The sequence below is a fragment of the Streptomyces sp. NPDC090083 genome (assembly GCF_044747445.1).
Taxonomy (GTDB): domain Bacteria; phylum Actinomycetota; class Actinomycetes; order Streptomycetales; family Streptomycetaceae; genus Streptomyces.
The window spans coordinates 19,967-41,090 of record NZ_JBIVED010000021.1 but is presented as its reverse complement, the minus strand read 5'-3'; the positions used below and the strand labels follow the sequence as shown (position 1 = coordinate 41,090).

At 73.5% G+C, this 21,124-nt stretch carries 18 protein-coding genes; 10 read left to right on the top strand and 8 right to left on the bottom strand.

Annotated elements, in window-relative coordinates; translation table 11 throughout:
* Positions 1–44: 44 nt before the first annotated feature.
* On the bottom strand, positions 45–1,622 hold the full coding sequence (locus ACIPTO_RS41790) for a hypothetical protein (RefSeq protein ID WP_366323294.1): 1,578 nt from the start codon (positions 1,620–1,622) through the stop codon (positions 45–47).
* 34 nt (positions 1,623–1,656) lie between these two features.
* Complete coding sequence (locus tag ACIPTO_RS41785; protein ID WP_019059657.1) at positions 1,657–1,851, bottom strand: hypothetical protein; 195 nt, start codon at positions 1,849–1,851, stop codon at positions 1,657–1,659.
* A 256-nt stretch (positions 1,852–2,107) separates the two neighbouring features.
* On the opposite strand from ACIPTO_RS41785, the gene ACIPTO_RS41780 reads away from it, so the two are divergent.
* The 5 genes from ACIPTO_RS41780 (at position 2,108) to ACIPTO_RS41760 (ending at position 7,539) form a co-directional block, all read left to right on the top strand.
* Positions 2,108–2,500 (top strand): ankyrin repeat domain-containing protein, encoded by a 393-nt coding sequence (locus tag ACIPTO_RS41780; protein ID WP_401200864.1) that lies wholly within the window; start codon positions 2,108–2,110, stop codon positions 2,498–2,500.
* Between the two features lie 336 nt (positions 2,501–2,836).
* Positions 2,837–4,255 carry a HEAT repeat domain-containing protein gene (locus ACIPTO_RS41775; protein WP_401200862.1) on the top strand — a complete coding sequence of 473 codons (1,419 nt, stop codon included), beginning with the start codon at positions 2,837–2,839 and terminating at the stop codon, positions 4,253–4,255.
* 139 nt (positions 4,256–4,394) lie between these two features.
* Positions 4,395–5,522 (top strand): glycosyltransferase family 4 protein, encoded by a 1,128-nt coding sequence (locus tag ACIPTO_RS41770; RefSeq protein ID WP_401200859.1) that lies wholly within the window; start codon positions 4,395–4,397, stop codon positions 5,520–5,522.
* Positions 5,519–6,682, top strand: a complete 1,164-nt coding sequence (locus tag ACIPTO_RS41765) for a glycosyltransferase (RefSeq protein ID WP_366323302.1) — start codon at positions 5,519–5,521, stop codon at positions 6,680–6,682. Before ACIPTO_RS41770 ends, ACIPTO_RS41765 begins: the two co-directional genes overlap by 4 nt.
* Positions 6,679–7,539, top strand: coding sequence for an SGNH/GDSL hydrolase family protein (locus ACIPTO_RS41760; protein ID WP_366323304.1), 861 nt, complete (start codon positions 6,679–6,681; stop codon positions 7,537–7,539). Before ACIPTO_RS41765 ends, ACIPTO_RS41760 begins: the two co-directional genes overlap by 4 nt.
* 6 nt (positions 7,540–7,545) lie before the next feature.
* Here the strand turns inward: ACIPTO_RS41760 and ACIPTO_RS41755 are convergent, their stop codons facing one another.
* The 5 genes from ACIPTO_RS41755 to ACIPTO_RS41735 are packed head-to-tail and all read right to left on the bottom strand — an operon-like array spanning position 7,546 to position 11,928.
* Positions 7,546–8,415 (bottom strand): biotin-dependent carboxyltransferase family protein, encoded by an 870-nt coding sequence (locus ACIPTO_RS41755; protein ID WP_401200855.1) that lies wholly within the window; start codon positions 8,413–8,415, stop codon positions 7,546–7,548.
* Positions 8,412–9,029 (bottom strand): allophanate hydrolase subunit 1, encoded by a 618-nt coding sequence (locus tag ACIPTO_RS41750; protein WP_401200853.1) that lies wholly within the window; start codon positions 9,027–9,029, stop codon positions 8,412–8,414. The genes ACIPTO_RS41755 and ACIPTO_RS41750 overlap by 4 nt, the downstream gene beginning before the upstream one ends.
* Positions 9,026–9,778 (bottom strand): LamB/YcsF family protein, encoded by a 753-nt coding sequence (locus tag ACIPTO_RS41745; RefSeq protein WP_401200938.1) that lies wholly within the window; start codon positions 9,776–9,778, stop codon positions 9,026–9,028. The genes ACIPTO_RS41750 and ACIPTO_RS41745 overlap by 4 nt, the downstream gene beginning before the upstream one ends.
* 12 nt (positions 9,779–9,790) lie before the next feature.
* A complete protein-coding gene (locus ACIPTO_RS41740) occupies positions 9,791–10,612 on the bottom strand; it encodes a putative hydro-lyase (RefSeq protein ID WP_366323310.1) in 822 nt (273 codons plus the stop codon).
* On the bottom strand, positions 10,609–11,928 hold the full coding sequence (locus ACIPTO_RS41735) for an MFS transporter (protein ID WP_366323312.1): 1,320 nt from the start codon (positions 11,926–11,928) through the stop codon (positions 10,609–10,611). The genes ACIPTO_RS41740 and ACIPTO_RS41735 overlap by 4 nt, the downstream gene beginning before the upstream one ends.
* A 169-nt stretch (positions 11,929–12,097) precedes the next feature.
* Between ACIPTO_RS41735 and ACIPTO_RS41730 the strand changes: the two genes are divergently transcribed.
* The 5 genes from ACIPTO_RS41730 (at position 12,098) to ACIPTO_RS41710 (ending at position 20,328) form a co-directional block, all read left to right on the top strand.
* On the top strand, positions 12,098–12,805 hold the full coding sequence (locus ACIPTO_RS41730; protein ID WP_401200850.1) for a GntR family transcriptional regulator: 708 nt from the start codon (positions 12,098–12,100) through the stop codon (positions 12,803–12,805).
* A 123-nt stretch (positions 12,806–12,928) separates the two neighbouring features.
* Positions 12,929–14,455 carry a hypothetical protein gene (locus ACIPTO_RS41725; protein ID WP_366323316.1) on the top strand — a complete coding sequence of 509 codons (1,527 nt, stop codon included), beginning with the start codon at positions 12,929–12,931 and terminating at the stop codon, positions 14,453–14,455.
* The gene (locus ACIPTO_RS41720) at positions 14,452–14,595 is read left to right on the top strand and encodes a hypothetical protein (protein WP_401200847.1); all 144 of its coding nucleotides are present in this window, start codon (positions 14,452–14,454) and stop codon (positions 14,593–14,595) included. The genes ACIPTO_RS41725 and ACIPTO_RS41720 overlap by 4 nt, the downstream gene beginning before the upstream one ends.
* A complete protein-coding gene (locus ACIPTO_RS41715) occupies positions 14,592–15,470 on the top strand; it encodes a hypothetical protein (protein WP_366323319.1) in 879 nt (292 codons plus the stop codon). Before ACIPTO_RS41720 ends, ACIPTO_RS41715 begins: the two co-directional genes overlap by 4 nt.
* Positions 15,471–15,519: 49 nt before the next feature.
* Positions 15,520–20,328, top strand: a complete 4,809-nt coding sequence (locus tag ACIPTO_RS41710) for a hypothetical protein (protein ID WP_401200844.1) — start codon at positions 15,520–15,522, stop codon at positions 20,326–20,328.
* Positions 20,329–20,344: 16 nt separating this feature from the next.
* Here ACIPTO_RS41710 and ACIPTO_RS41705 read toward each other — a convergent pair whose 3' ends face one another.
* Positions 20,345–20,944 carry a hypothetical protein gene (locus ACIPTO_RS41705; RefSeq protein ID WP_401200841.1) on the bottom strand — a complete coding sequence of 200 codons (600 nt, stop codon included), beginning with the start codon at positions 20,942–20,944 and terminating at the stop codon, positions 20,345–20,347.
* Positions 20,945–21,124: the final 180 nt, after the last annotated feature.

Genomic DNA, 21,124 nt, shown 5'->3' with positions numbered 1-21,124 from the left:
GTGCGGGCGGGCGACTCCCGGCCGCCCGCGCTGGCACCGGGCTGCTACGAAGTCTCCGCCACGGCGGCCTCCACCACCGCTTCCGTCGCCACCGTCTCCTCGGCGTCCGCCGGTGTCGTGCGCGGCGGGAGCAGGGCCAGGACGGCCTGGCGGTGCGCGTCGTTCGTCGCGTCGTCGTAGGGGTCCGGGGTCGCCGGCACCTGGAGCCGGTGGACCGGGCCGCCGCCCAGGCGGGCGTAGCCGCGGCCCGGGGGCACCTGCGCGACCGGTGTGGTGTGCGGGGGAGCACCGAGCACCGCCTCCAGCTGGCCGGCGGTGGCCGGGCCGAGGACGACACGCGCGCGTGTGTGCTGCCGTACGGCGTCGCTGAGGGTGTCCGCGCTGTCGAACTGCTCGGCCACCACGACCGTCACGTTGGCCGCGCGGCCGTGCCGCAGGGGGACCTGGAGCAGGGACTGCGGGTCCTGGTGGCCGTCTGCCTGGGCGAGGTGGGCGAAGGCGCTCGGGCGGTCCAGGAGGATCCACAGGGGGCGCCTGGTGTCGTCCGGTGCCGGCTGGCCCGACTGGCGGGCGCGGTTGGCCGAGATCAGCCGGCGCTCGGTCTCCTGCGCGGCCCACTCCAGGCTGGCCAGCGCGCCGGTCAGTCCGCACTCGACCGCGAGGACGCCGTCCCGGCCGGTGAGGCACGCGTACTCGCCGGTGCCGCCGCCCTCGACGATCAGCACGTCGCCGTACTGGAGCGCCTGGAGGGCGATCGAGCGCAGCAGGGTGGAGGTGCCGCTGCCTGGCTGGCCCATGACCAGCAGGTTCGGCTCGGTGGAGCGGATGCCGGTGCGCCAGACGACCGGCGGGACGTCGCGCTGTTCCTCGCCGTGGGTGAGGGGGAGGGTGCGCTGGACCTGGGACGGGTCGGTGAAGCCGAGGACGGTCTCCCCGGGGGCGGTGACGAAGCGCTGGGCGGCGATGTCGGTGGGGAGCGGGGCGAGCACACCGATCGTGAGCTGGTTGCCCTCCTCGTCCCACGCGAACCGGTACTCCCGGCCTCGGCCCGACTTCGCGGTGAGCAGCTGCTCGATCCGCGCGCGGGAGTCGGCCTCGCCGTCGGTGAAGTACGCCGGATAGCGGACGACCAGATGGGAGATCCGGCCCGCTCCGTCGAACTCGTAGGCAGGGAACGCCTTCTCCCAGTCGCCGCCGTGGGCGAACAGGGGCGCCGGGTCCTCGGCGGCCGAGAAGTAGGGGACCAGCGCCTCGTAGAGGGACTGCAGGCGCTGGGTCTGGGACTCGTCGGGCCCTTCGGGCGCCGGCTGTGTGCGGTCCCGGCCGTGCCATGCCGCCGCCGCCATCAGGGTGATGGCGGCGAGCAGCGGGCCGTACGGAACCAGTGCCACGACCAGGATCACCGAGGCCACCAGGAAGAACAGCGGCCCGCGCTTGTCCTTCGGGGTGTCGGCCCATCTGCGCCGTCCGGCGGATGCCAGCCGGCGCAGACCCTTGGTGATCGTGATCAGCGGATGGAGGACATCGGTGGCGCTGTCGGCCGCCGTCCGGGCCAGCTCCCGGCTCCGGGCGATCTGGGCGGTGCCGTTGCTCAGGATGCGGGGGAGGGGGCGCCGGGCCACTGCTGTCTCCTGAAGGTGCGTACGGGTGGGTGTGTCAGAACTTGATGCCGCCGAGGAGGCTCGCCAGGCTCTCGCCGCCGGCCTTGATGCTCGGCGCGATGGCCGTGCTGGCCATGTAGAAGCCGAAGAGTGCGGCCACCAGGGCGTGGGAGGCCTTGAGTCCGTCCTTCTTGAAGAAGAGGAAGACGATGATGCCGAGAAGGACGACGCCTGACATGGACAGGATCATTTGAGCTCTCCTGGTTCGTGGGGACAGTCACCATGAGTTCTTCCAGGATCACAGGATGTATCCATACGATAAAAGGTGCAACTGGGTGAATTTCGGCGGATTTCCCTCGGATGGTGGAGCGCATTCGGGCCCTCTGAGCAGGGGTTTCACCCGTGCCGGGCCCGTCGGTGATCTTTGCCGCGGAGAGCGCCGGTCATGTGTCCGCCGAGCCAGTACGCTGGCGATTCACCCGTACTAGTGAGAGGCGGTCAGGCCGATGAGTGAAGCCCCCGACCCCGAGGTCGTGGAGTTCGCGACCAAGATCTTCGACCTGGCCCGCCAGGGCGGGACCGAGGCGCTGGTCGCCTATGTGGACGCGGGCGTTCCGGCCAACCTCACGAACGACCGCGGCGACTCCCTGGTGATGCTCGCGGCCTATCACGGGCACGCCGACGCGGTACGGGCCCTGCTGACCCGGGGGGCCGAGGCCGATCGGATCAACGACCGGGGGCAGACCCCGCTCGCCGGGGCCGTCTTCAAGGGTGAGCAAGAGGTCATCGAGGTGCTCCTGGAGGCCGGTGCCGATCCGGCCGCGGGCACCCCGTCGGCCGTCGACACGGCCCGGATGTTCGGCAAGGCCGAGCTGCTGGAGCTGTTCGGCGCGCACTGACACACGGCCCGTCGGCGGCGAGAACGGGCCTTCTGACCAGGTACGACAAGGAAAACGGGGGAAAACGGGGGAAGGCAGCACGGGGCCGCCCGAAATTTCGGTCGCGGCATCGAGAACCGCCGGGTCATCATGACGTCGTGATTTACGGACGCGATGGCTGGGCAGGTGTTGCCGCACCGCGCGGGCCGTAGTTGCGGCCCGCATGGGCCACCAACGAGAGGCAGAGGAAAATGGTCTACAGCAAGCAGGAAACGGCGGGCGCCCCGACGTGTTGTCACGCGGCCAGGTAGTGCACGTCCCCCGGTTGCGTCGACGCTTGATGTGAGGCTGTTTCCCATGTTCGATCCGGTCATAGCGCCCAGCGGTACGCTGCTCGGCCTGCTTCAGCGGGGCCGCGGCGACGGCACACTGCACGCGCTCACCGCACCCCGTGCCGAGGCACTCGCGGCACTGAACCACTGTGTGCTGCGCGACCCCCGCCACGACTGGCAGGTGGAGAACCGCTCCCTGTACTACGCCCGTCTGTACCTCGACCTGAACGGCGACCTGGACGCCGTGAAGGCCCACCTCTTCGACGCCGAGGACTTCCTCGACACCGAGGAGTCCCGCACCGGCCTCGCGCTCGCCGTCCTCGGGCACCTCGCCTCCTACGGCCGCCGGGACGCGCTCGACCTGCTGCGCAGGTACGCGGCCTCCGGCAGCAACTGGGCCTGGGCCCTGGACGAGCTGGCGCTCCGGGACGACGACGCGGGCCTGCGCGCCCTCGCCGCCCCCGTGCTGGCGCGTTTCCCGGCCGACCCCGAGGGCGAGGCCGAACTCGTCACCACCGTGCGCGACGCCTTCGAACCCCGGCCCTGGCGGCTGTGGGCCGAGGACTCCCGCGAAGCGATCGCCACGCGCGTGCGTGCCGCCCAGGAAGCCGGCTGCTTCGACCGCTGGCAACGCCAGATGCGACCTACCGGGCCCCGTCCGGGGTGGAGCGTCCGAGCGGTGTTCGAATGGGCCCAGCAGGGCCTCGAACGCGGCGCCGCGCTGCACGTCCCCGCCGCCCGCTGCCTCACCGCCGTGGCAGGCCCCGAGGACCGGCCCGAGATCGTCGAGGCCGCCAAGGACGGCGACGAGGGAGCCCGCTGCACCGCCCTGAGGTACCTCGCCGACGGCAACGATCCCGAGGCCCTCCAGCTGATCGAACGCGCGGTGGCCACCGGCTCGGCACCCGTCGTGGAAGCCGCCGTCGACGCCTTCGAACGGATGCGCTCCGTCGCCGCCGTCGACCGGGCCCGCGGCTGGGCCCGCCGCCCGGACCCGCTCGGCGCCGCCGCCGGCCGGATGCTCGCCTGCCGGGGCGGGGCCCAGGACAGCGACCTCGTGCTCGGCGCCCTCAGGGAGGCCGTCATGGGCGAAGGGCCCGACGCCCCCACCCTGTGGACCCTCGTCGACGGCGCCGGACGCCTCGGCATCGCCTGCGCGGCACCCGTTCTGCGCCATGTGTACCGCGAGACCGCCTCGTCCCATCTCCGCGGCCGGGCCGCCCGGGCACTGGCCGCCACCGACCCCTCCTACGCCGCCGGATTCGCCGTCGAGTGCCTCTGGGACTGCGAGGAGACCACCCGCGAGATCGCCGCGCGGCACGCCGAGACCGGCGACGCCCGCGTCGTGGAACAGCTCCGCAGACTCGCCGCCGACCCGGCCGAGGAAGCGGAGGTCCAGACGGCCGTACGCAGCCGGATCGGGCCGGACGCCCCCGCAGTGTGAACATGGGATGACCCGCGGGTCAGACGGGCATGGACGCCGTTTGACCTGCTCGGGTGCGCAGCGCAACGCTCATGGGACGTTCACCGTTCGCATAGATCCACGTTGACGCGGCCACGTCCAGTGCGGCGACAACACGGGTATGCGTGTCGTCATCGTGACCGAATCCTTTCCCCCCGATGTGAACGGCGTGGCCCACTGCGCGCTCCAGACCGCCCGGCACCTCGTGGATCGCGGTCATCATCCGCTCGTCGTCGCGCCGGCCACCTCGGCCGGTAGCGGGCCCGACGCCCAGTCGCCGTGCCCCGTCATCCGTGTCCCCTCCCTACCGCTCCCGGGCTACCCCCAGGTCCGTGTCGCCCTCCCCAGCCGACGCGTCGCCGCGGCCATCACCGAGCACCGCGCCGACATCGTGCACCTGGCCAGCCCGTTCATCCTCGGCGTCCGCGGCATGGCCGCCGCCGCGCGGCTCGGCATCCCCGCCGTGGCCGTCTACCAGACCGACCTGGCCGGATACGCCCGTACGTACGTCGGCGCGGGCGAGGCCACCGCCTGGCGGCGCATCCGTTCCGTGCACGCCGCCGCCGACCGCACCCTCGCGCCCTCCAGCGCCGCCCTGGGCGACCTGGAGGCGCACGGCGTGCCCCGGGTCCGGCTGTGGCCGCGCGGCGTCGACACCGAGCGTTTCCGCCCCGAGTACCGGGACGAGGCGCTGCGCCGCGAACTCGCCCCGAACGGCGAACTGCTCGTCGGCTACGTCGGCCGGCTCGCCCCCGAGAAGCAGATCGAACTCCTCGCCGGGACCTGCGGTCTCCAGGGTGTCCGGGTCGTGGTCGTCGGCGACGGGCCCAGCCGCCCGCACCTCGACGAGGCGCTCCCGGGCGCGGTCTTCCTCGGCCGGCGTACAGGTGACGAGCTCGCCCGTATCTTCGCCTCGTTGGACATATTCGTGCACACCGGACCTTTTGAGACCTTCTGTCAGACCGTCCAGGAAGCCATGGCCAGCGGCGTCCCCGTCGTCGCGCCCGCCGCCGGCGGCCCGCTGGACCTGGTCGCCCACGGGCGCACCGGGTTCCTCTTCCCGCCGCGCGACGAGGCCGCCGTCACGGACGCCGTGCGGACCCTGGCCGCCGATCCCGCACTGCGGGCCGCGTACGGCACCGCCGCGCGGGCCATGGTCGAGGGCCGCACCTGGGCGGCCGTCGGCGACCAGCTGATCGCGCACTACGGCGACGTCCTCGCCGGGCGCAGGACGGCGGTGGCGGCATGAACACCGCCTCCCTGCGCATCGTCCGGCTCGCCAACTTCGTGGCCCCCTCCTCCGGGGGGCTGCGCACCGCCCTGCGCGAGCTGGGCAAGGGCTTCAAGGAGGCCGGGCACGACCCGGTCCTCATCGTGCCCGGCGAGCGCCACACCGACCGCGAGACCGAGCAGGGCCGGGTCATCACCCTGCCGGGACCGCTGCTGCCCGGCACCGGCGGCTACCGCGTCCTCACCGACAAGCGGCGCGTCGCCGGCCTCCTGGAACACCTCGCCCCCGACCGCCTGGAGGTCTCCGACCGTACGACCCTGCGCTGGACCGGCAAATGGGCCAGACGGGCCCGCGTCCCCGCCGTGATGGTGTCCCACGAGACCGCCGACGGCGTCCTGCGCACCTGGGGCCTGTCCGAGAACATGTCCCGGCGTACCGCCGACGCCCTCAACGTCCGTACCGCCCACACCTACGCGCGCGTGGTGTGCACCACCGAGTTCGCCGAGCGGGAGTTCGTCCGCATCGGCGCCCGCAACGTCGTCCGGGCTCCACTGGGCGTCGACCTGGCGGGGCGCACCCCGGCGCTGCGGGACCCGCTGGTGCGCGCAGAGTACGCGCGCGGGGACCAGGTCCTGCTGGTGACGTGCACCAGGCTCTCCGTGGAGAAGAAGCCCGGCACGGCACTCGACGCCCTGGAGGCGCTGGTTCGGCGCGGACGGCGGGCCGTGCTGGTGGTCGCCGGGGACGGGCCGCTGCGGGCCCGGCTCGAACAGCGGGCGCGGGAGCGGAGGCTTCCGGTCACCTTCCTCGGGCACGTCTCCGACCGGCGGCTGCTCGGCGCGCTCCAGGCCTCCGCCGACGTGTGCCTGGCGCCCGGTCCCGCCGAGACCTTCGGGCTCGCCGCGCTGGAGGCCATGGCCTGCGGCACGCCCGTGGTGGCCAGCGCCTCGTCCGCACTGCCCGAGGTCATCGGCTCCGCGGGCGCCACGGCCGCGGACAACGGACAGGCCTTCGCGGACGCCGTCGACATGCTCCTCGAACGCTCCGAGGCGGAGCGCCGCGAGACCGCACGCGCGCGTGCCGAGTGTTTCGGCTGGCACACGGCGGTCGACGCGTTCCTGTCCGCGCACGACGCGGACGTTCCGGTTCGGCGGTACGTGCCCGGAGGCGTGGCATGAGAACGGTCCGTTTCGTCGCCCTCGGTGACTCGCTCACCGAGGGCGTGGGCGATCCCGTCGGCGAGGCATGGCGCGGTTGGGCCGCGCTGCTCGCCGGCGGTCTCGCCGAACAGCCGGAAGGGTCCGTGGAGTTCACGAACCTGGCGGTCAGCGGGGCACAGACCCGGGACGTCCTGGAACGGCAGACCCCGGCCGGGCTCGCCCTGGACCCGGACATCGTGTCCGTCGTCATAGGCGTCAACGACACCCTGCGCTGCACCTTCGACATCCAGGCCGTCGCCGCCCGCCTCGACGAGGTCTACGCCGCCTTCACGGCGCGGGGCGCGGTCCTGCTCACGGCCTGTCTGCCCGACCCGGGCGCGATGCTCGGCCTCCCGGGCGCGCTGGCCCGCCCGCTCGCCCGCCGCCAGCGTGCCGTCAACGCCGTCGTGCACGCCCTCTCCGAGCGCTACGGGGCGGTGCATCTGCACGCGGCGGAAGGCGACTGGATCATGGGCCGCGAGATCTGGAGCGCGGACCGGCTGCACCCCAGTGAGCGCGGGCACCGTCAACTGGCCCTGCGCTTCCACGCGTTGCTCACCGAGGAGGGTGCGGCCTCGGGGGCCGCGCCGTCGCCCGAGCCCGAGTTCCCCGTCCCCACCAGGTCGGCCAGCCTGCTGTGGCTGGCGACCGCGGGCACCGGGTGGGTCGCACGCCGCTGCACCGACCTGCTGCCCCAACTCCTGAGGCTGGCCGCCGACGAGATGCGGCACCGCGCGCGGGGCACCAGCGCCCGCCTCGACCTGAGCGCGTCCCACGCCGTGTCGACGGCGCTGGCCTCGCTGGCGGTGCCGCAGGAGCAACCGGACGCCGCCTAGAGGGCTTCAGCGGCGCCTCACGGCCACGAAACGGACCGGGGTGCCGGGCACCGCCTGCGCGGCGGCCGGGAGGTCCGTGGGGCGGACGACGGCGATCACCGGGTACCCGCCGGTGGTCGGATGGTCGGCGAGGAACACCACCGGGCGGCCGTCCGGGGGGACCTGCACGGCACCGAGGACCATGCCCTCGCTGGGGAGTTCACCGGTCAGGGCCCGCTCCAGGGCGGGCCCCTCGGTGCGCAGGCCGATGCGGTTGCTCGCCGAGGACACCCGGTAGGCGCGGGACGTGAACCCGCGCACCGCCTCCGCCGTGAACCAGTCGTCCCGGGGACCGAGCGTCACCCGCAGGACGAGTTCGGCCGGGGCTCCGGGCTGCGGGGCGACGTCCACGCACGCGTGGCGGATCGTCGGCGACCCCAGGGGCAGTATCGCGCCGTTCGTGAGCGGCGCCGGACCGAGCCCGGACAGCAGGTCCGTGGAACGGCTGCCGAGCACCGGCTCGACCCCGACACCGCCGGCGAAGGCGACGTAGGACCGTACCCCGGAGACAGCCGTTCCGATGTCGAGCAGTGCCCCCGCGGGCACGCGGACGGGGGCGCCCCAGGCGGCGGGCCGTCCGTCGACCGTGACCGGGCAGGGGGCGCCGCCGACCGCCACGAGGATCGTTGAACGAGGCCGTACGGCACAGCCGTTGAGGGTCGTCTCCAGGACGGCCGCTCCGGGCGGGTTGCCGACCAGCCGGTTGACGAGCGCCGCCGCGGGCCCGTCGAGCGCCCCGGATCGCGGCACCCCCAGGTGCGCGTGTCCGGGCCGCCCCAGGTCCTGCACCGTGGTCAGGGCACCGGCCCGGACCACGGCGACCGCGACGTCCGTCATACGTCCGCCACCGGGACGAAGCGCACGCGCGTGCCGGGCGACAGCAGCGCGGCCGGCTCGCGCGCGGTGTCCCACAGGACCGCGTCCGTCGTGCCGATCAGCTGCCAACCGCCGGGCGAGGAACGGGGGTACACGCCGGTGTACGGGCCCGCCAGCCCCACGGCACCGGCGTGCACGGCCGTGCGCGGAGTGGCTCGGCGGGGGACGTCGTAGCGGGCCGGGAGGCCGGTGAGGTAGCCGAAGCCGGGAGCGAAGCCGCAGAAGGCGACGCGGAACTCGGTGGCCGCGTGGATGCGGGCCGCCTCCCGCTCGGGCACGCCCCACAGGGCGGCGACGTCGGCGAGGTCCGGGCCGTCGTAGCGCACCGGGAGTTCGATGACCTCACGCGCGCGTGGGGGAGCGGGGGGTACGTCCGAGGTGGTGAGTTCGGCGGCCAGGCGGGCCGGGTCGGTGAGGCCGTCGAGGAGGACCGTGCGGGCGGCGGGGACGATCTCGCGGACGGTGAGCCGGCCCTCCGCGCGGCGGCGCAGCAACTCCGCGTGGACGGCCTGGGCCTCCTCCCCGGAGGCGACCTCGACGAGCAGGGCGTCGTCCCCGACGGGAAGTGCCCTCATGCGAAGGCCTCCACCCGGACACCCGACTCCACGAGCCGCGCGCGGACCCTGCGGGCCAGGTCGACCGCGCCGGGTGTGTCCCCGTGCAGGCAGAGGGAGCGGGCCCGCACCCCGATGCGGGCCCCGGAGAGCGCGTCGACCTCGCCGGAGCGCGCCAGGCTCAGCGAACGCTCCACGACGGCCTCGGGGTCGGTGACCACCGCGCCGTCCCTGCCGCGCGGGACGAGCGTGCCCTCGTCGGTGTACGCGCGGTCCGCGAACGCCTCCGTGACGGCCGGAAGACCGGCCTGCGCGGCCAGGTCGAGGACGACCGAGCCGGGCAGCCCCAGCACGGGCAGCGAGGAGTCCGCCAGGAGCACGCCCTCGACCACCGCGGCGGCCTGCTCCGGGTCGCGCACCACCCGGTTGTAGAGCGCCCCGTGCGGCTTGACGTACGACACGCGCGTGCCCGCCGCCCGGGCGAACACCTCCAAGGCGCCGATCTGGTACGCCACTTCGGCCGCCAGCTCGGCGGACGGCACGTCCATCGCGCGCCGCCCGAACCCCGCCAGGTCCCGGTAGGACACCTGCGCGCCGACCCGTACCCCGCGCTCGGCCGCCAGCTCGCACACCCGCCGCATGGTGACCGGGTCCCCGGCGTGGAAGCCGCAGGCCACGTTGGCACTGGTGACGACGGACAGCAGCTGTTCGTCGTCGGTGAGGTGCCAGCGGCCGAAGCCCTCGCCGAGGTCGGCGTTCAGATCGATCATCATCTCTCCTGGTCAGGCGACGCGGTACTGCTCGTCGCGGGCGTCGGTGACGAACATCTGGCCCGGCGCGTGCGTGATCGCGAACGGCGGGCGGGAGGCCATCACCGCGGCCTGCGGGGTCACTCCGCAGGCCCAGAACACCGGGATGTCGTCCGGCGCGGCCTCCACCGGATCGCCGAAGTCCGGACGGCCGAGATCCGCGATGCCGAGCCCCGAGGGATCGCCGCAGTGTACGGGGCTGCCGTGCACCGCCGGGAGCAGCGCGGTCTCCCGGATAGCCGTCGCCAGGTGCTCCGGCGGCACCGGGCGCATCGACACCACCATCGGGCCGTGCAGCCGCCCCGCCGGACGACAGGGGCGCCCGGTGACGTACATCGGGACGTTGCGGCCCTGTTCGATGTGGCGGATCGGGACACCCGCCTCGCTTAGCGACCACTCGAAGGTGAAGCTGCAGCCGATCAGGAACGACACCAGGTCGTCGCGCCAGTACGCCCGTACGTCCGTCGGCTCGTCGGTCAACTCGCCGTCCCGCCACACCCGGTAGCGCGGCAGATCGGTGCGCAGGTCCGCGCCGTCCGCGAGCACCGTCCGCCAGGAGCCCGCGTCCGTGACGTCGAGCACCGGACAGGGCTTCGGGTTGCGCTGGCAGAACAGCAGCATGTCGTAGGCCCAGTCGGCGGGCACCGAGATCAGGTTGACCTGGGTGTGGCCCGCCGCGACCCCCGCCGTGGGGCCTGTGAGACCGGCCCGGAAGCGGGCCCGGGCGGAACGCGGGCTCCACGCGTGCGCTTGCTCGTCGACGAGGGTCAGGGGGCGGTCCTCCGTGCGGTTCACACCAGTTCCCTTCCGCGCGTCTCCGGCAGTCCCAGGAGCGCCAGCGCCGCGATGCCGTAACCGATGGCCCCGAAGACGAGCGCTCCGCCCACACCCCAACTGTCGGCCAGGAAGCCCACCAGGGTCGGGAAGACGGCGCCCACCGCGCGGCCCGTGTTGTACGTGAAGCCCTGTCCCGTGCCGCGCAGTGCCGTCGGGTACAGCTCGCTCAGGTACGAGCCGAAGCCGCTGAAGATCGCCGACATGCAGAACCCGAGCGGGAAACCGAGCACCAGGAGAAGGGTGTTGGCGCCGCTGGGGATGTGCGTGTACGCCAGGATGCAGATCGCCGAGAGCAGGGCGAAGAGCCAGATGTTGCGTTTCCGGCCGAGCACGTCGGTGAGATAGCCGCCGGTCAGATAGCCCAGGAAGGCGCCGGAGATCAGGAACGTCAGGTAGGCGCCGGTGCCGACGACCGACAGGCCGCGTTCCGTCTTGAGGTAGGTGGGCACCCAGGTGGCGAGGGTGTAGTAGCCGCCCTGGACGCCGGTCGAGAGCAGGCCCGCGAAGACCGTCGTGCGCAGCAGGCCCGGTGCCGCCGCGGTGCCCGGCTTGAAGATCGCCGTGAACGACCCCTTCTGGGTGTTCTGTTCGCGCAGGGCCGTCGCCTCCGGGGCGTCGTGCACCCGGCGCCGCATCCACAGCACCAGCAGCGCGGGCAGCGCGCCGGTCCAGAACATCACCCGCCAGGCCAGGTCGTCGCCGAGGAACGAGAACACCAGCGTGTAGACGACCGCCGCCAGCGCCCAGCCCACCGCCCAGGAACTCTGGACCGCGCCGAGCGTACGGCCGCGGTGCTTCGCGCTCGCGTACTCGGCGACCAGGATCGCGCCGACCGCCCACTCGCCGCCGAAACCGAGCCCCTGGAGGGCCCGGAACACCAGCAGGGTCTCGTAGGTGGGCGCGAAGCCGCAGGCCACCGTGAAGACGGCGTAGGTGATCACCGTGATCATCAGCGCCTTGACGCGGCCGACCCGGTCGGCGAAGACGCCCGCCATGGCGCCGCCGACCGCGGAGACGACCAGCGTGACCGTGGTGAACAGGCCGGTCTGGCCGCTGTCCAGGCCGAAGTACGCGGCCAGCGCGACCATGCTCAGCGGCAGCGTGAAGTAGTCGTAGGAGTCGAGTGCGTAGCCGCCGAACGCGCCGGCGAAGGCGCGGCGGCCGTTCGGACCGAGCGCGCGCAGCCAGGCGAACGCGCCGTCGTCGGCGGTGAGTTCGTCCGCGGCCGGCTGTGTTCCGGTGTTCAGGGCCTGGGGTGGAGGGGTCGTGCTCATGGGCACCTCGCAGAAGGAGGACGGAGGGTGCTGGGAGTGAGCAGTGCCGTGCGGGAGGCGGTGGCGCCGGGGTGAGCGGTGGCGCCTTGTCGAGAAAGGTAGAGGATCGTTGAACGATCCTTCAATACCCATGTTGTTTCGTTCTTGTATCTGCGGTTGAATTCCGGGCATGGCAGAGCAGCTGACGGGACTGGCCGACGACCGCGCCCTCCTGGGTCGTACGAGCACCGCGGAACGCGTCTCGGACATCCTCAGGAGCCGGATCGCGGAGGGCTATTTCCCGCCGGGCACCCGGCTCTCGGAGGACAGCATCGGCGGGGCGCTCGGTGTGTCGCGCAACACACTCCGCGAGGCGTTCCGGCTGCTCACCCACGAGCGCCTGCTCGTCCACGAGTTGAACCGGGGCGTCTTCGTCCGGGTGCTGAGCGTCGAGGACGTCGAGGACATCTACCGCACCCGCCGCCTCGTCGAGTGCGCCGTCGTGCGCGGGCTGGGCGAGCCGCCGTACGCCCTCGAACAGCTCGCCTCGGCCGTCACGGAAGGGCAGTTGGCGTCCGTCGAGGATGACTGGAAAGGCGTGGGTACGGCCAACATCCACTTCCACCGGGAACTCGTCGCCCTCGCCGGCAGCGCCCGCACCGACGAGCTGATGCGCAGCGTCTTCGCCGAACTCCGGCTCGCCTTCCACCTCGTGGACGACCCGAAGGCGCTCCACGAGCCGTACCTCCAGCGCAACCGCCTGATCCTCCAGGCCCTTCAGGCGGGCCACCGCACCGAGGGCGAGAGGCTGCTCGCGGTCTACCTCGACGACTCGCTCGAACGGGTCGTCGACGCCTACCGCAACAGGGTGGGCGAGGACGGCACGACCCTCGGCTGAGGTTCGTGCGGTACGCGGCCGAAGGCGGCGCGGTCCACGGCGGGGCCCGCGCACGCGGCTGTGGCGGGAGTCGCTTCTGCGTCGTTTGGGTCGTTGTCAGACCGAGGACCTAGGCTGTGCACCGTGACTTCGCCTGCATCGACGGACAGCGTTCCGCCCCAGTTCAGCGCGGGGCCGCGCCCCGCCCCGGGCCCGGCCGCCGACGAGGGACTGGCGCGCCGGCTGCGCGCGCTCGCGTGCACCGCGCCGCTGCACGACCTCGACGTCCGCAAGGCCAACCTGGCAGGCGAGTACTCGGTCTACGGCATGGCCGAGGTGGCCCTCGCCGCCATCGACCTGGTCACCCTGAACATGGACTTCGACACCGGCGCGGACCACGACCAGATAGTGGCCAGGCTCATCCCGCGCATCGCCGCCCAGGCCCCCCGGCGCCCCGTCGCCGAGCACGAGCGCGTGGCCCGCTGGGTCCTGGAGAACCTGATCAACGTCGGCAGCGTCGACCGCGGCTTCCGCACGGTGTACGGCACGTTCGCCCAGGACGGCACCTATGTGCGCCGCGACTACGACTTCAAGCTGATCGAAGAAGTCCCCGGCTACGGCGGCAGCGTCTACCTCCGCACGACCGACGAGGCCGTCAACGTCCTGGTGGGCGCCCTCGACACCGACGTCACCAGCGCGCAGATCGCCGCCGAGGTCAAGCTGGAGGTGCTGATCAGCCGGGGCCGGCTCGCCGACGCGCAGCTCGCCGCGGAGCAGGCCAGGTACCGGACCGTGCAGTACTCGGAGACGCTCCGCCGCGCGCTGGACGCCACGCGGCGCAACGTCCGCGCGGTGGACTGGCTCAACGCCGTGCCGGACATGATCGCCGAGGCCCTTGACCACGTCGCCGACCGGTACCGCCACGAGAACGCGATCCTGACCAACATCCGCAAGGCCCGTGACGAGTCCGAGGACGCCGAACAGAAGCGTCGGGCGGCCGAGTTGGTCGACATCGTGAAGGACTGCATCCGGCGGCACACGCAGCTCCAGTCGCGCCTTCTGGAGGCCGGGCCGCTGTTCCGGGCCGAGCAGGACCGGCAGGCGTTCGCCACGCCCATGACCACCTCGGGGATAGACCTCTACGGCCATCTCGTCTCGCCCGTGCTGCCGTTGCCCCTGGAGCAGGCGATCCGGGTCACGGACGCGTTCTTCGCCCGCGGGACCGGATTGCGCACGCCGGTGTCCGTCCGGGTGGGGGATCTCGTCGACGTGCTGCTGACACCGCCCCAGGAGCGGGAGCACCTCGGGGCGGAGATGCCCGAGCCGGATCTCATCGCGACACCGGACGACAGCCGGTTCAGCGAGGAACAGCTCGCCGCGGCCATGGAGTTGCTCGATCTGCCCGCGGACGCGCCCCGGCGGCTGTCCGGGCTGCTGGCCGACGCGCGGCGCCAGGACCCCGAACTGCCCTATCTGGTCGCTCTGTTGGCGGTCCACGCGGCCAGCCCGCCGGTGGGCACGGCATATCGGCAGGGGGAGCCGAAGCTGTTGTTCGCCGTGGACGACGGGGTCGAGTTGGACGATCCGGAGTTCGGCGGGGCCGATCTCATCGTCGGGACCGCCCTCCTGGACACCGTGGGCATGGCGGCCGGACGGAGTGAGGCCGCATGAGGGGTCTGCAGGTGGCCGGGTGCGCGTCCGTCGGGGTCGGCCGCGCCCACGCGATGGAGCCGCGCACGCCCCGACCCCGCGCACCGTTCGGGGCGCTCGGCCCCACCCCCGTCATGAAGTTCAAGGAGTTGTCGTCGTGAGTGAGCCCGCCGAGTGGAGTGAGCCGGACACCGCCGCCGCGCCGGTGACCGCCGTCATCACGCCCGCCGACGCCGCCGACGCGGCCCGGCTCGTCGCGTTCGGTCTGCAGCCCAAACTGCAGCCCGCGCGGGACCAGGAGTACACGGAACTGCTGCGCCGCTACCGGGAGGACCCGCCGTTCGCCCGGCTCGCCGACGCCGTCGCCGCCGGACTCGGACTGGTCGTGCTGGAGGTGTCCCCGCGCGCGGGGATGGCCGTCACCGCCGCCGAGGACTCGGTGTTCGCCGTGCGGATGGGTGACTACGCGCGCCGTACCGCCGCGGACTCCGGGGACCGGTTCCTGCACGGTCTCGCCCACCTCGCCGTGGCCGCCATGGCCTTTCCGCGGCCCGAGGATCTCGCGGACGACGGATACATCGGCCGGGTCACGGTCAACGGGGTCGACGCCTTCGTGCGGCAGGCCTGCCGGCGGCTGGAGGAGCGCGCCGACGAGCAGGGGATGAACACCGACCCGGCCACCGACGCACCCGGACTGGAGACCGCCTGGCGGATCTGGGTCAGACGCAGCGCCACCGGAGCGACCAAGGACGCCCGGAGACTGGCCGGTTCGACCACCGGGATCGTCGGGAAGGCCGCCGCCTTCCTCACCGACTCCGGGTTCCTGCAGCGCACCGGTGACGACAGCGGCGGGACCTACCGCACCACCGCGCGCTATCAGCTCCAGGTGCGTGACATGGCCGGAAGCGCCGCCATGGCCGAGCTGTTGGAGCTGGGCGTCGTCCCGGTCACCGACGGCACCGCGACCCTGATGCCCGCCGAGGACACCGAAGACCTGGAGCTGGTGGCCGACGCCGGGCTGCCGTTCCACTCCTGAGTCTCCCCGACTCCCCCCACCTGCCGAAGACTTACGACGAGAGTCCGCCATGTACGAGCTGTCCAGGGTCCGCCTCTACTCCATCGGGCCCGCCGGTGCGCGCTATGCCGACACCGTGCTTGACCTGCGAGGCGTGGGCAAGCCCGTGCCCGACCCCGCGCCCACCCAGGCGGAGTTCTTCGCGGACGAGCCCGTCGGCCCGCCCCTGCGCCCGGCGCCCGCCGGCGTGCTCTTCCTGGAGAACGGCGGCGGCAAGTCCGTCCTGCTCAAGCTGATCTTCTCCGTGATGCTGCCGGGCCACCGCAACACCCTGGGCGGCGCCAGCTCCGGAGTGCTGCGCAAGTTCCTCCTCGCGGACGACTGCGGGCATGTCGCCCTGGAGTGGCAGCACACGCTGACCGGCGAGTGCGTGGTCGTCGGCAAGGTCAGCGAGTGGCGGGGACGCCAAGTCTCCAACGACCCGCGGAAGTTCGCCGAGGCCTGGTACTCGTTCCGGCCCGGGCCCGGGCTCAGCCTGGACAACCTCCCGGTCGCCGAGGCCACTTCGGTCCGCCCGTCCGCCGAGGGCGTGTCCGGCGCGCAGGGCCGCAGGCGCACGATGAAGGGCTTCCGGGACGCCCTCACCGAGGCGGGCAAGGCGTACCCGCACCTCGAAGTGCACTGGGAGGAGATCCACGACCGCTGGATCGAGCACCTCGGCGACCTCGGTCTCGACCCCGAACTCTTCCGCTACCAGCGGGAGATGAACGCCGACGAGGGCGAGGCCGCCGGCCTCTTCGCGGTCAAGAAGGACTCCGACTTCACCGACCTGCTGCTCCGCGCGGTTACCGACACCCGGGACACCGACGGCCTCGCCGACCTGGTCGGCGGCTTCGGCAACAAGCTGGGGCGACGGGCCGAACTGATCGCCGAGCGGGACTTCACGGCCGGTTCCGTCGACCTCCTCGGCCGGATCGTCGAGGCCGCCGAGGCGCGGGCACGCGCGCGTGACGTCCACGTCGGCGCCGAGCGCCGTACGCGCACGCTGGCCCGGCGCCTGTCCGCGCGGGGCGCGCAGGAGCGGGTACGGGCCGCCGACCTCGCCCAGCGGGTCACCGCCGCCGCGTACGCCGTCACCCACGCCGAGGGCGCCCGGGAGCGCAGCGCGCTGATCGCCGCCGAACTGGCGTACCGGCACGCCTCGTTGGCCCTCGCCACGATGGAGAAGTCCGCCGCCGCCCAGAAGCGCGAACTGGCCGACGCACGCACCCTGCACGCCGCCTGGCAGGCCGCCGAGGCCGTCCTGCGGCACCGTGCCGCCGCCGACCGCTCCGCGCGCGTGGCCGTCGCGATCCGCGAGGCCGAACGGGACGCCGCACCGGCGCTCGCCGCCCGCGCCAAGGCAGCCGTCGATCTCGTACGGGCCCTGCACTCGGCCGCCGAGAGCGCCGAGAACCTCGCCAACGAGGGCGAGGAGCGCTCCGCCGCGCTCCAGGAGGTCGGCGAGACCTCGCACCGGGACGCGACCTCCGCCGCCACCGAGGCCCAGCGCGCCCGCAGCGAGGTCGGGCATCTGCGCCAGCGGCTGTCCGAGGTCGAGCAGGAGACCGCCGAGGCGGTGCGGGCCGGCTGGCTCGACGACAGCGCCCCGGACGCCGACCCGGCCCGCGCGGCCCTCGCCGCGAGCGACGCCGAGAAGACCGCGGTGGCCGCCTGGGACACCGCGCGCGAGGCATCCCGCAAGGCCTCCGAGCACGCGCGTGAGGCCGCGTCCGCCGAGTCCCGCGCGGAGCTGACGGCGGCCCGCGCGTCCGACGCTGCGACCGCCGCCGAGCGCACGTACGACGCGGAGCGGCGCCTCGCGGAAGGGCTCGCGGGCGAGGAACGGCTGGCCGAACTGCTCAGCCTGCCTGCTGCTGGTGGCGTCGGGAGCGGTGTGCCGGTACCTCGCGGTGCCGACGGGGCCGCGATCGGCCAGGGCGACCCCGGAGCCGTGGGCCGTGCCGGTCAAGGCGCCGAGGGCACCGACGGTGACGGCGCCGAGTCGGACGGACGTGCCGGTGCACCGGCCAACGGCGGCGCGGGAAGCGGCCGTTCCGCCGCCAAGTCCGCCCGCCCGCTTGCCGAGGGTCCGCTCACTCCCGAGGAACTCGACCGCTTCGCCGACGAGTTGCGCGAGCTGCTCGACGACGGTGTCTCCGCCTCCGAGCGGCACCTCTTCGACCTGCGCACGGCCGCCGCCGACGACTCCCGGATCCTCGGCGCGCTGGGCGACGGCGGGCTGCTGCCGCCCGGGCCCGACGTGCTGGCCACCGTCGAGTTCCTCGGCGAGCACGGCATCCCCGCCCTGCCCGGCTGGCGCTACCTCGCCCAGGCCGTCGACCCCACCGACCACGCGCGCGTGCTCGCCGCCCGGCCCGAGCTGGTCGACGGCGTGATCATCACCGATCCGGACACGCACGCCCGAGCCCGTGAGGCCCTCAGCGAAGCGGCCCTGCTGCCCCGCTCCGCCGTGGCCGTCGGTACGGCCGCCGCCCTCCTCGCCCCGACCCCGGCGCCCGACGCGCAGACCGGGGACGTCTTCCTCGTACCGCCGAACCCGGCCATGCACGACGAGCATGCCGCCGACGAGGAGCGGCAGGCACTGCGCGCGCGTGCGGGGCAGCGCGACGAGGAGATCCGTACGCTCGCCGCCCGGCTCGGCAAGGACCGGGAACTGGCGGCACGGCTCGCGTCCTGGCGCACCGGCTGTCCGAGCGGGCGGCTGGTCGAGCTGGCCCGGACCGCGCAGGACACGCGCGCGTTCGCCGAGGAGGCCGAGGCCGAGCTCGCCGAGGCGCGGACCGCGCGGGCCGAGGCCGAAGAAGCCGCCGCCGAGGCCGCCCAGGTGCGCGACGAACGGCAGGAGACCGCGCAGAAGACCCGGCGCGCCGCCGACGCCCTCGCCGGACTCGCCTTCCGGCTCCGGGAGCGCGCCGGCTGGCAGGTCAAACTCCGTGAACTCGCGGACGAGGCAAGCGAGTCCGAGGCCCGCGCCCAGTCCTGCCTGGAACGCGCCCGCGCCGCCGACGAGGACCGCCGCGCCGCCCAGCGCGCCGCCGACGATGCCCGCCGCACGGCCCGCGCGCTGCGCGCCGAGCGTTCCGAGATCGCGGGCGCCCCCGACGACGTTCCGGACGACGACGCGGACGCCCCCAAGCCCGCGCTCGCCGCCCTCCGCGAGGCCTACCGGGCCGCATCGCAGCTCTACGAGAAGGTCGGCGTCGGCGCCGATCTGCGGGCCGAGCAGGCGCGGGCGGAGAGCGACGAGAGCGCGGCCATCGCGGAGCTCGACCGGCTCAGCAACAAGGTCCGCACCCGCGCGGCACAGCTGCTGGAATCACCCGACGGTTCCGACGGACCCTCCCGGCAGGCCGCGGCGGCGCGAGCCGAGGAACTGGTGCAGCTCCTGGAGACCCGGGTGTCCACCGCGAGCGAGCAACTCGGGCGGCTGCGCGGCGAGGCCGAGCGGCACGCGCCCGAGGACGGCGAGGCGCACACCGAGCTGGCCGAGGACCTGGTCCCGCGCGACGCCGAGCACGCCCAGGCCCTGCTGCGCACGGCGACGGCCGAACTCGGCTCCCGCACCGACGCGTTGGGCGGCGCCCGCGAGGCGCACGCCGAACTCCTCGACTCCCACCGCGCCGCCGAGGACGGGGCGGGCGGCTTCGACGAGACCGCGGCGATGCTCCGCGACCTGCTGCGCGAGCACGCCTCGGACGAGGAGCAGGAGGAGCCCGAGCCGTACCCGGGCAGCCTGGAGGAGGCCCGGCACTCCGCCGCCGAGGCCCGCCGCTCACTGCGCGGCTGCGCCACCGACCTGTCCGCCGCCGAGAGCGCCGTCCGCGAGGCGAGCGACGTCCTCGTCCGGCACGCCAACTCCACGCGCTACGAGCAGGTGCGGACCCCCGCGCGGCAGCAGATCCGCGAGCTGCCCGCGTCCGCGCTGCCCGAGCACGCGCAGAAGTGGGCCGACGCCTTCGCACCCCGACTCCGGGTCCTCACCGACGAGTTGGCGCAGCTGGAGCGCAACCGGGACTCGATCGTGGACCGGCTGCGCGGTCTCGTCGAGTCGGCGCTCGCCACTCTGCGGTCCGCGCAGCGGCTGTCCCGGCTGCCCGAGGGGCTCGGCGAGTGGTCCGGGCAGGAGTTCCTCCGCATCCGCTTCGAGGAGCCCGACCAGGCCACGCTCATCGAGCGGCTCGGCATGGTCGTCGACGAGGCGACCCGGGCCGCGGTGAAGAAGAACTCCGACATGCGGCGGGACGGAATGTCCTTGCTGCTGCGGGGAGTCGGTGCCGCCCTGGAGCCCAAGGGCGTCGCCGTCGAGATCCTCAAGCCGGACGCCGTCCTGCGCGCGGAGCGGGTGCCCGTCGGCCAGATGGGCGACGTCTTCTCCGGCGGCCAGCTGCTCACCGCCGCCATCGCCCTGTACTGCACGATGGCCGCGCTGCGCTCGAACGACCGGGGCCGGGACAAGCACCGGCACGCCGGCACGCTCTTCCTCGACAACCCCATCGGCCGGGCCAACGCCACCTATCTGCTGGAGCTCCAGCGCGCCGTGTCCGACGCGCTCGGTGTCCAACTCCTCTACACCACCGGCCTGTTCGACACCACGGCGCTCGCCGAGTTCCCGCTGGTGATCCGGCTGCGCAATGACGCCGACCTGAGGGCGGGACTGAAGTACATCAGCGTGGAGGAGCACCTCCGGCCGGGGCTGCCGCAGCAGGCCCCTGCCGGAGAAGGGGAGTCGGTGCACAGCGAGATCACGGCGACCCGGATGTTCAAGCGTCCGGCGCCCGACCGCCCCGCGGACGAACGTCAGCCGACCGCTCCCTAGGCTCCGCCCGCGAAGCTCAGGAGTGGGACAGCTGGCCCGAGCCGGCCTTGCGGGCTATCCGCTCCTGGGCCCGCTCGCTCGACCGCGCCTGACGCTGGGCCCGACGCCGCTCGCGGCGGAGGGCCCTCGCCGTGCTGCTGGGCTCCGAGACCACGCCATTGCGCTGGTTCCACATCTGGCGCGTCACCCAGACGTCCAGGGCGCCCCAGGTGGCCACCACCGTGCTGACCACGCTGCTGATCACCATCGGGAACGCCAGCCAGGAGCCGGCCATCGTGCACAGGAAGGCCACCGTCGCCTGCATCAGCGTCACCGCGATGATGATCACGGCCCGCACGGCCGCCGTGCGCACCGGGTCGGGCAGCCGGCGCCTGCGCGCGGGCTCCTCGATCCACAACGGCCGGTAGTACTCCCGCTGTTGCGTGCTCGCGCGAGCCGGACGCGGCTCGTCGAGTCCCGCCTCGATGGGCTCACCCGATCTCGCCGGAGCCTCGCCGCCCGTCGTCACGTGATCCTGCGTCGCAGGACCACGACCCGGTGTCTCACGGCGCCGCTGCGCCGTCGACCGCGCCGCCACGCCGTCCTCAAGCGCCTCTTGCCGCTCCGCCGTGCCCATCAACGTGTCCTCCCCACCGCCGGTGACCCACTCGCTCCGAGTCCGAAGACTTCGGCTCCCCAGTGGGTGCCCGGCTTGCGCTGTTTTACGCCGCCCGGTTGCGGATGCGGCTCGCGTGGCCGGTTCCGCTCCCCATGTCCCGTAGAGAAAGACGAACAACTTGCCACGAAGATTCCCAAC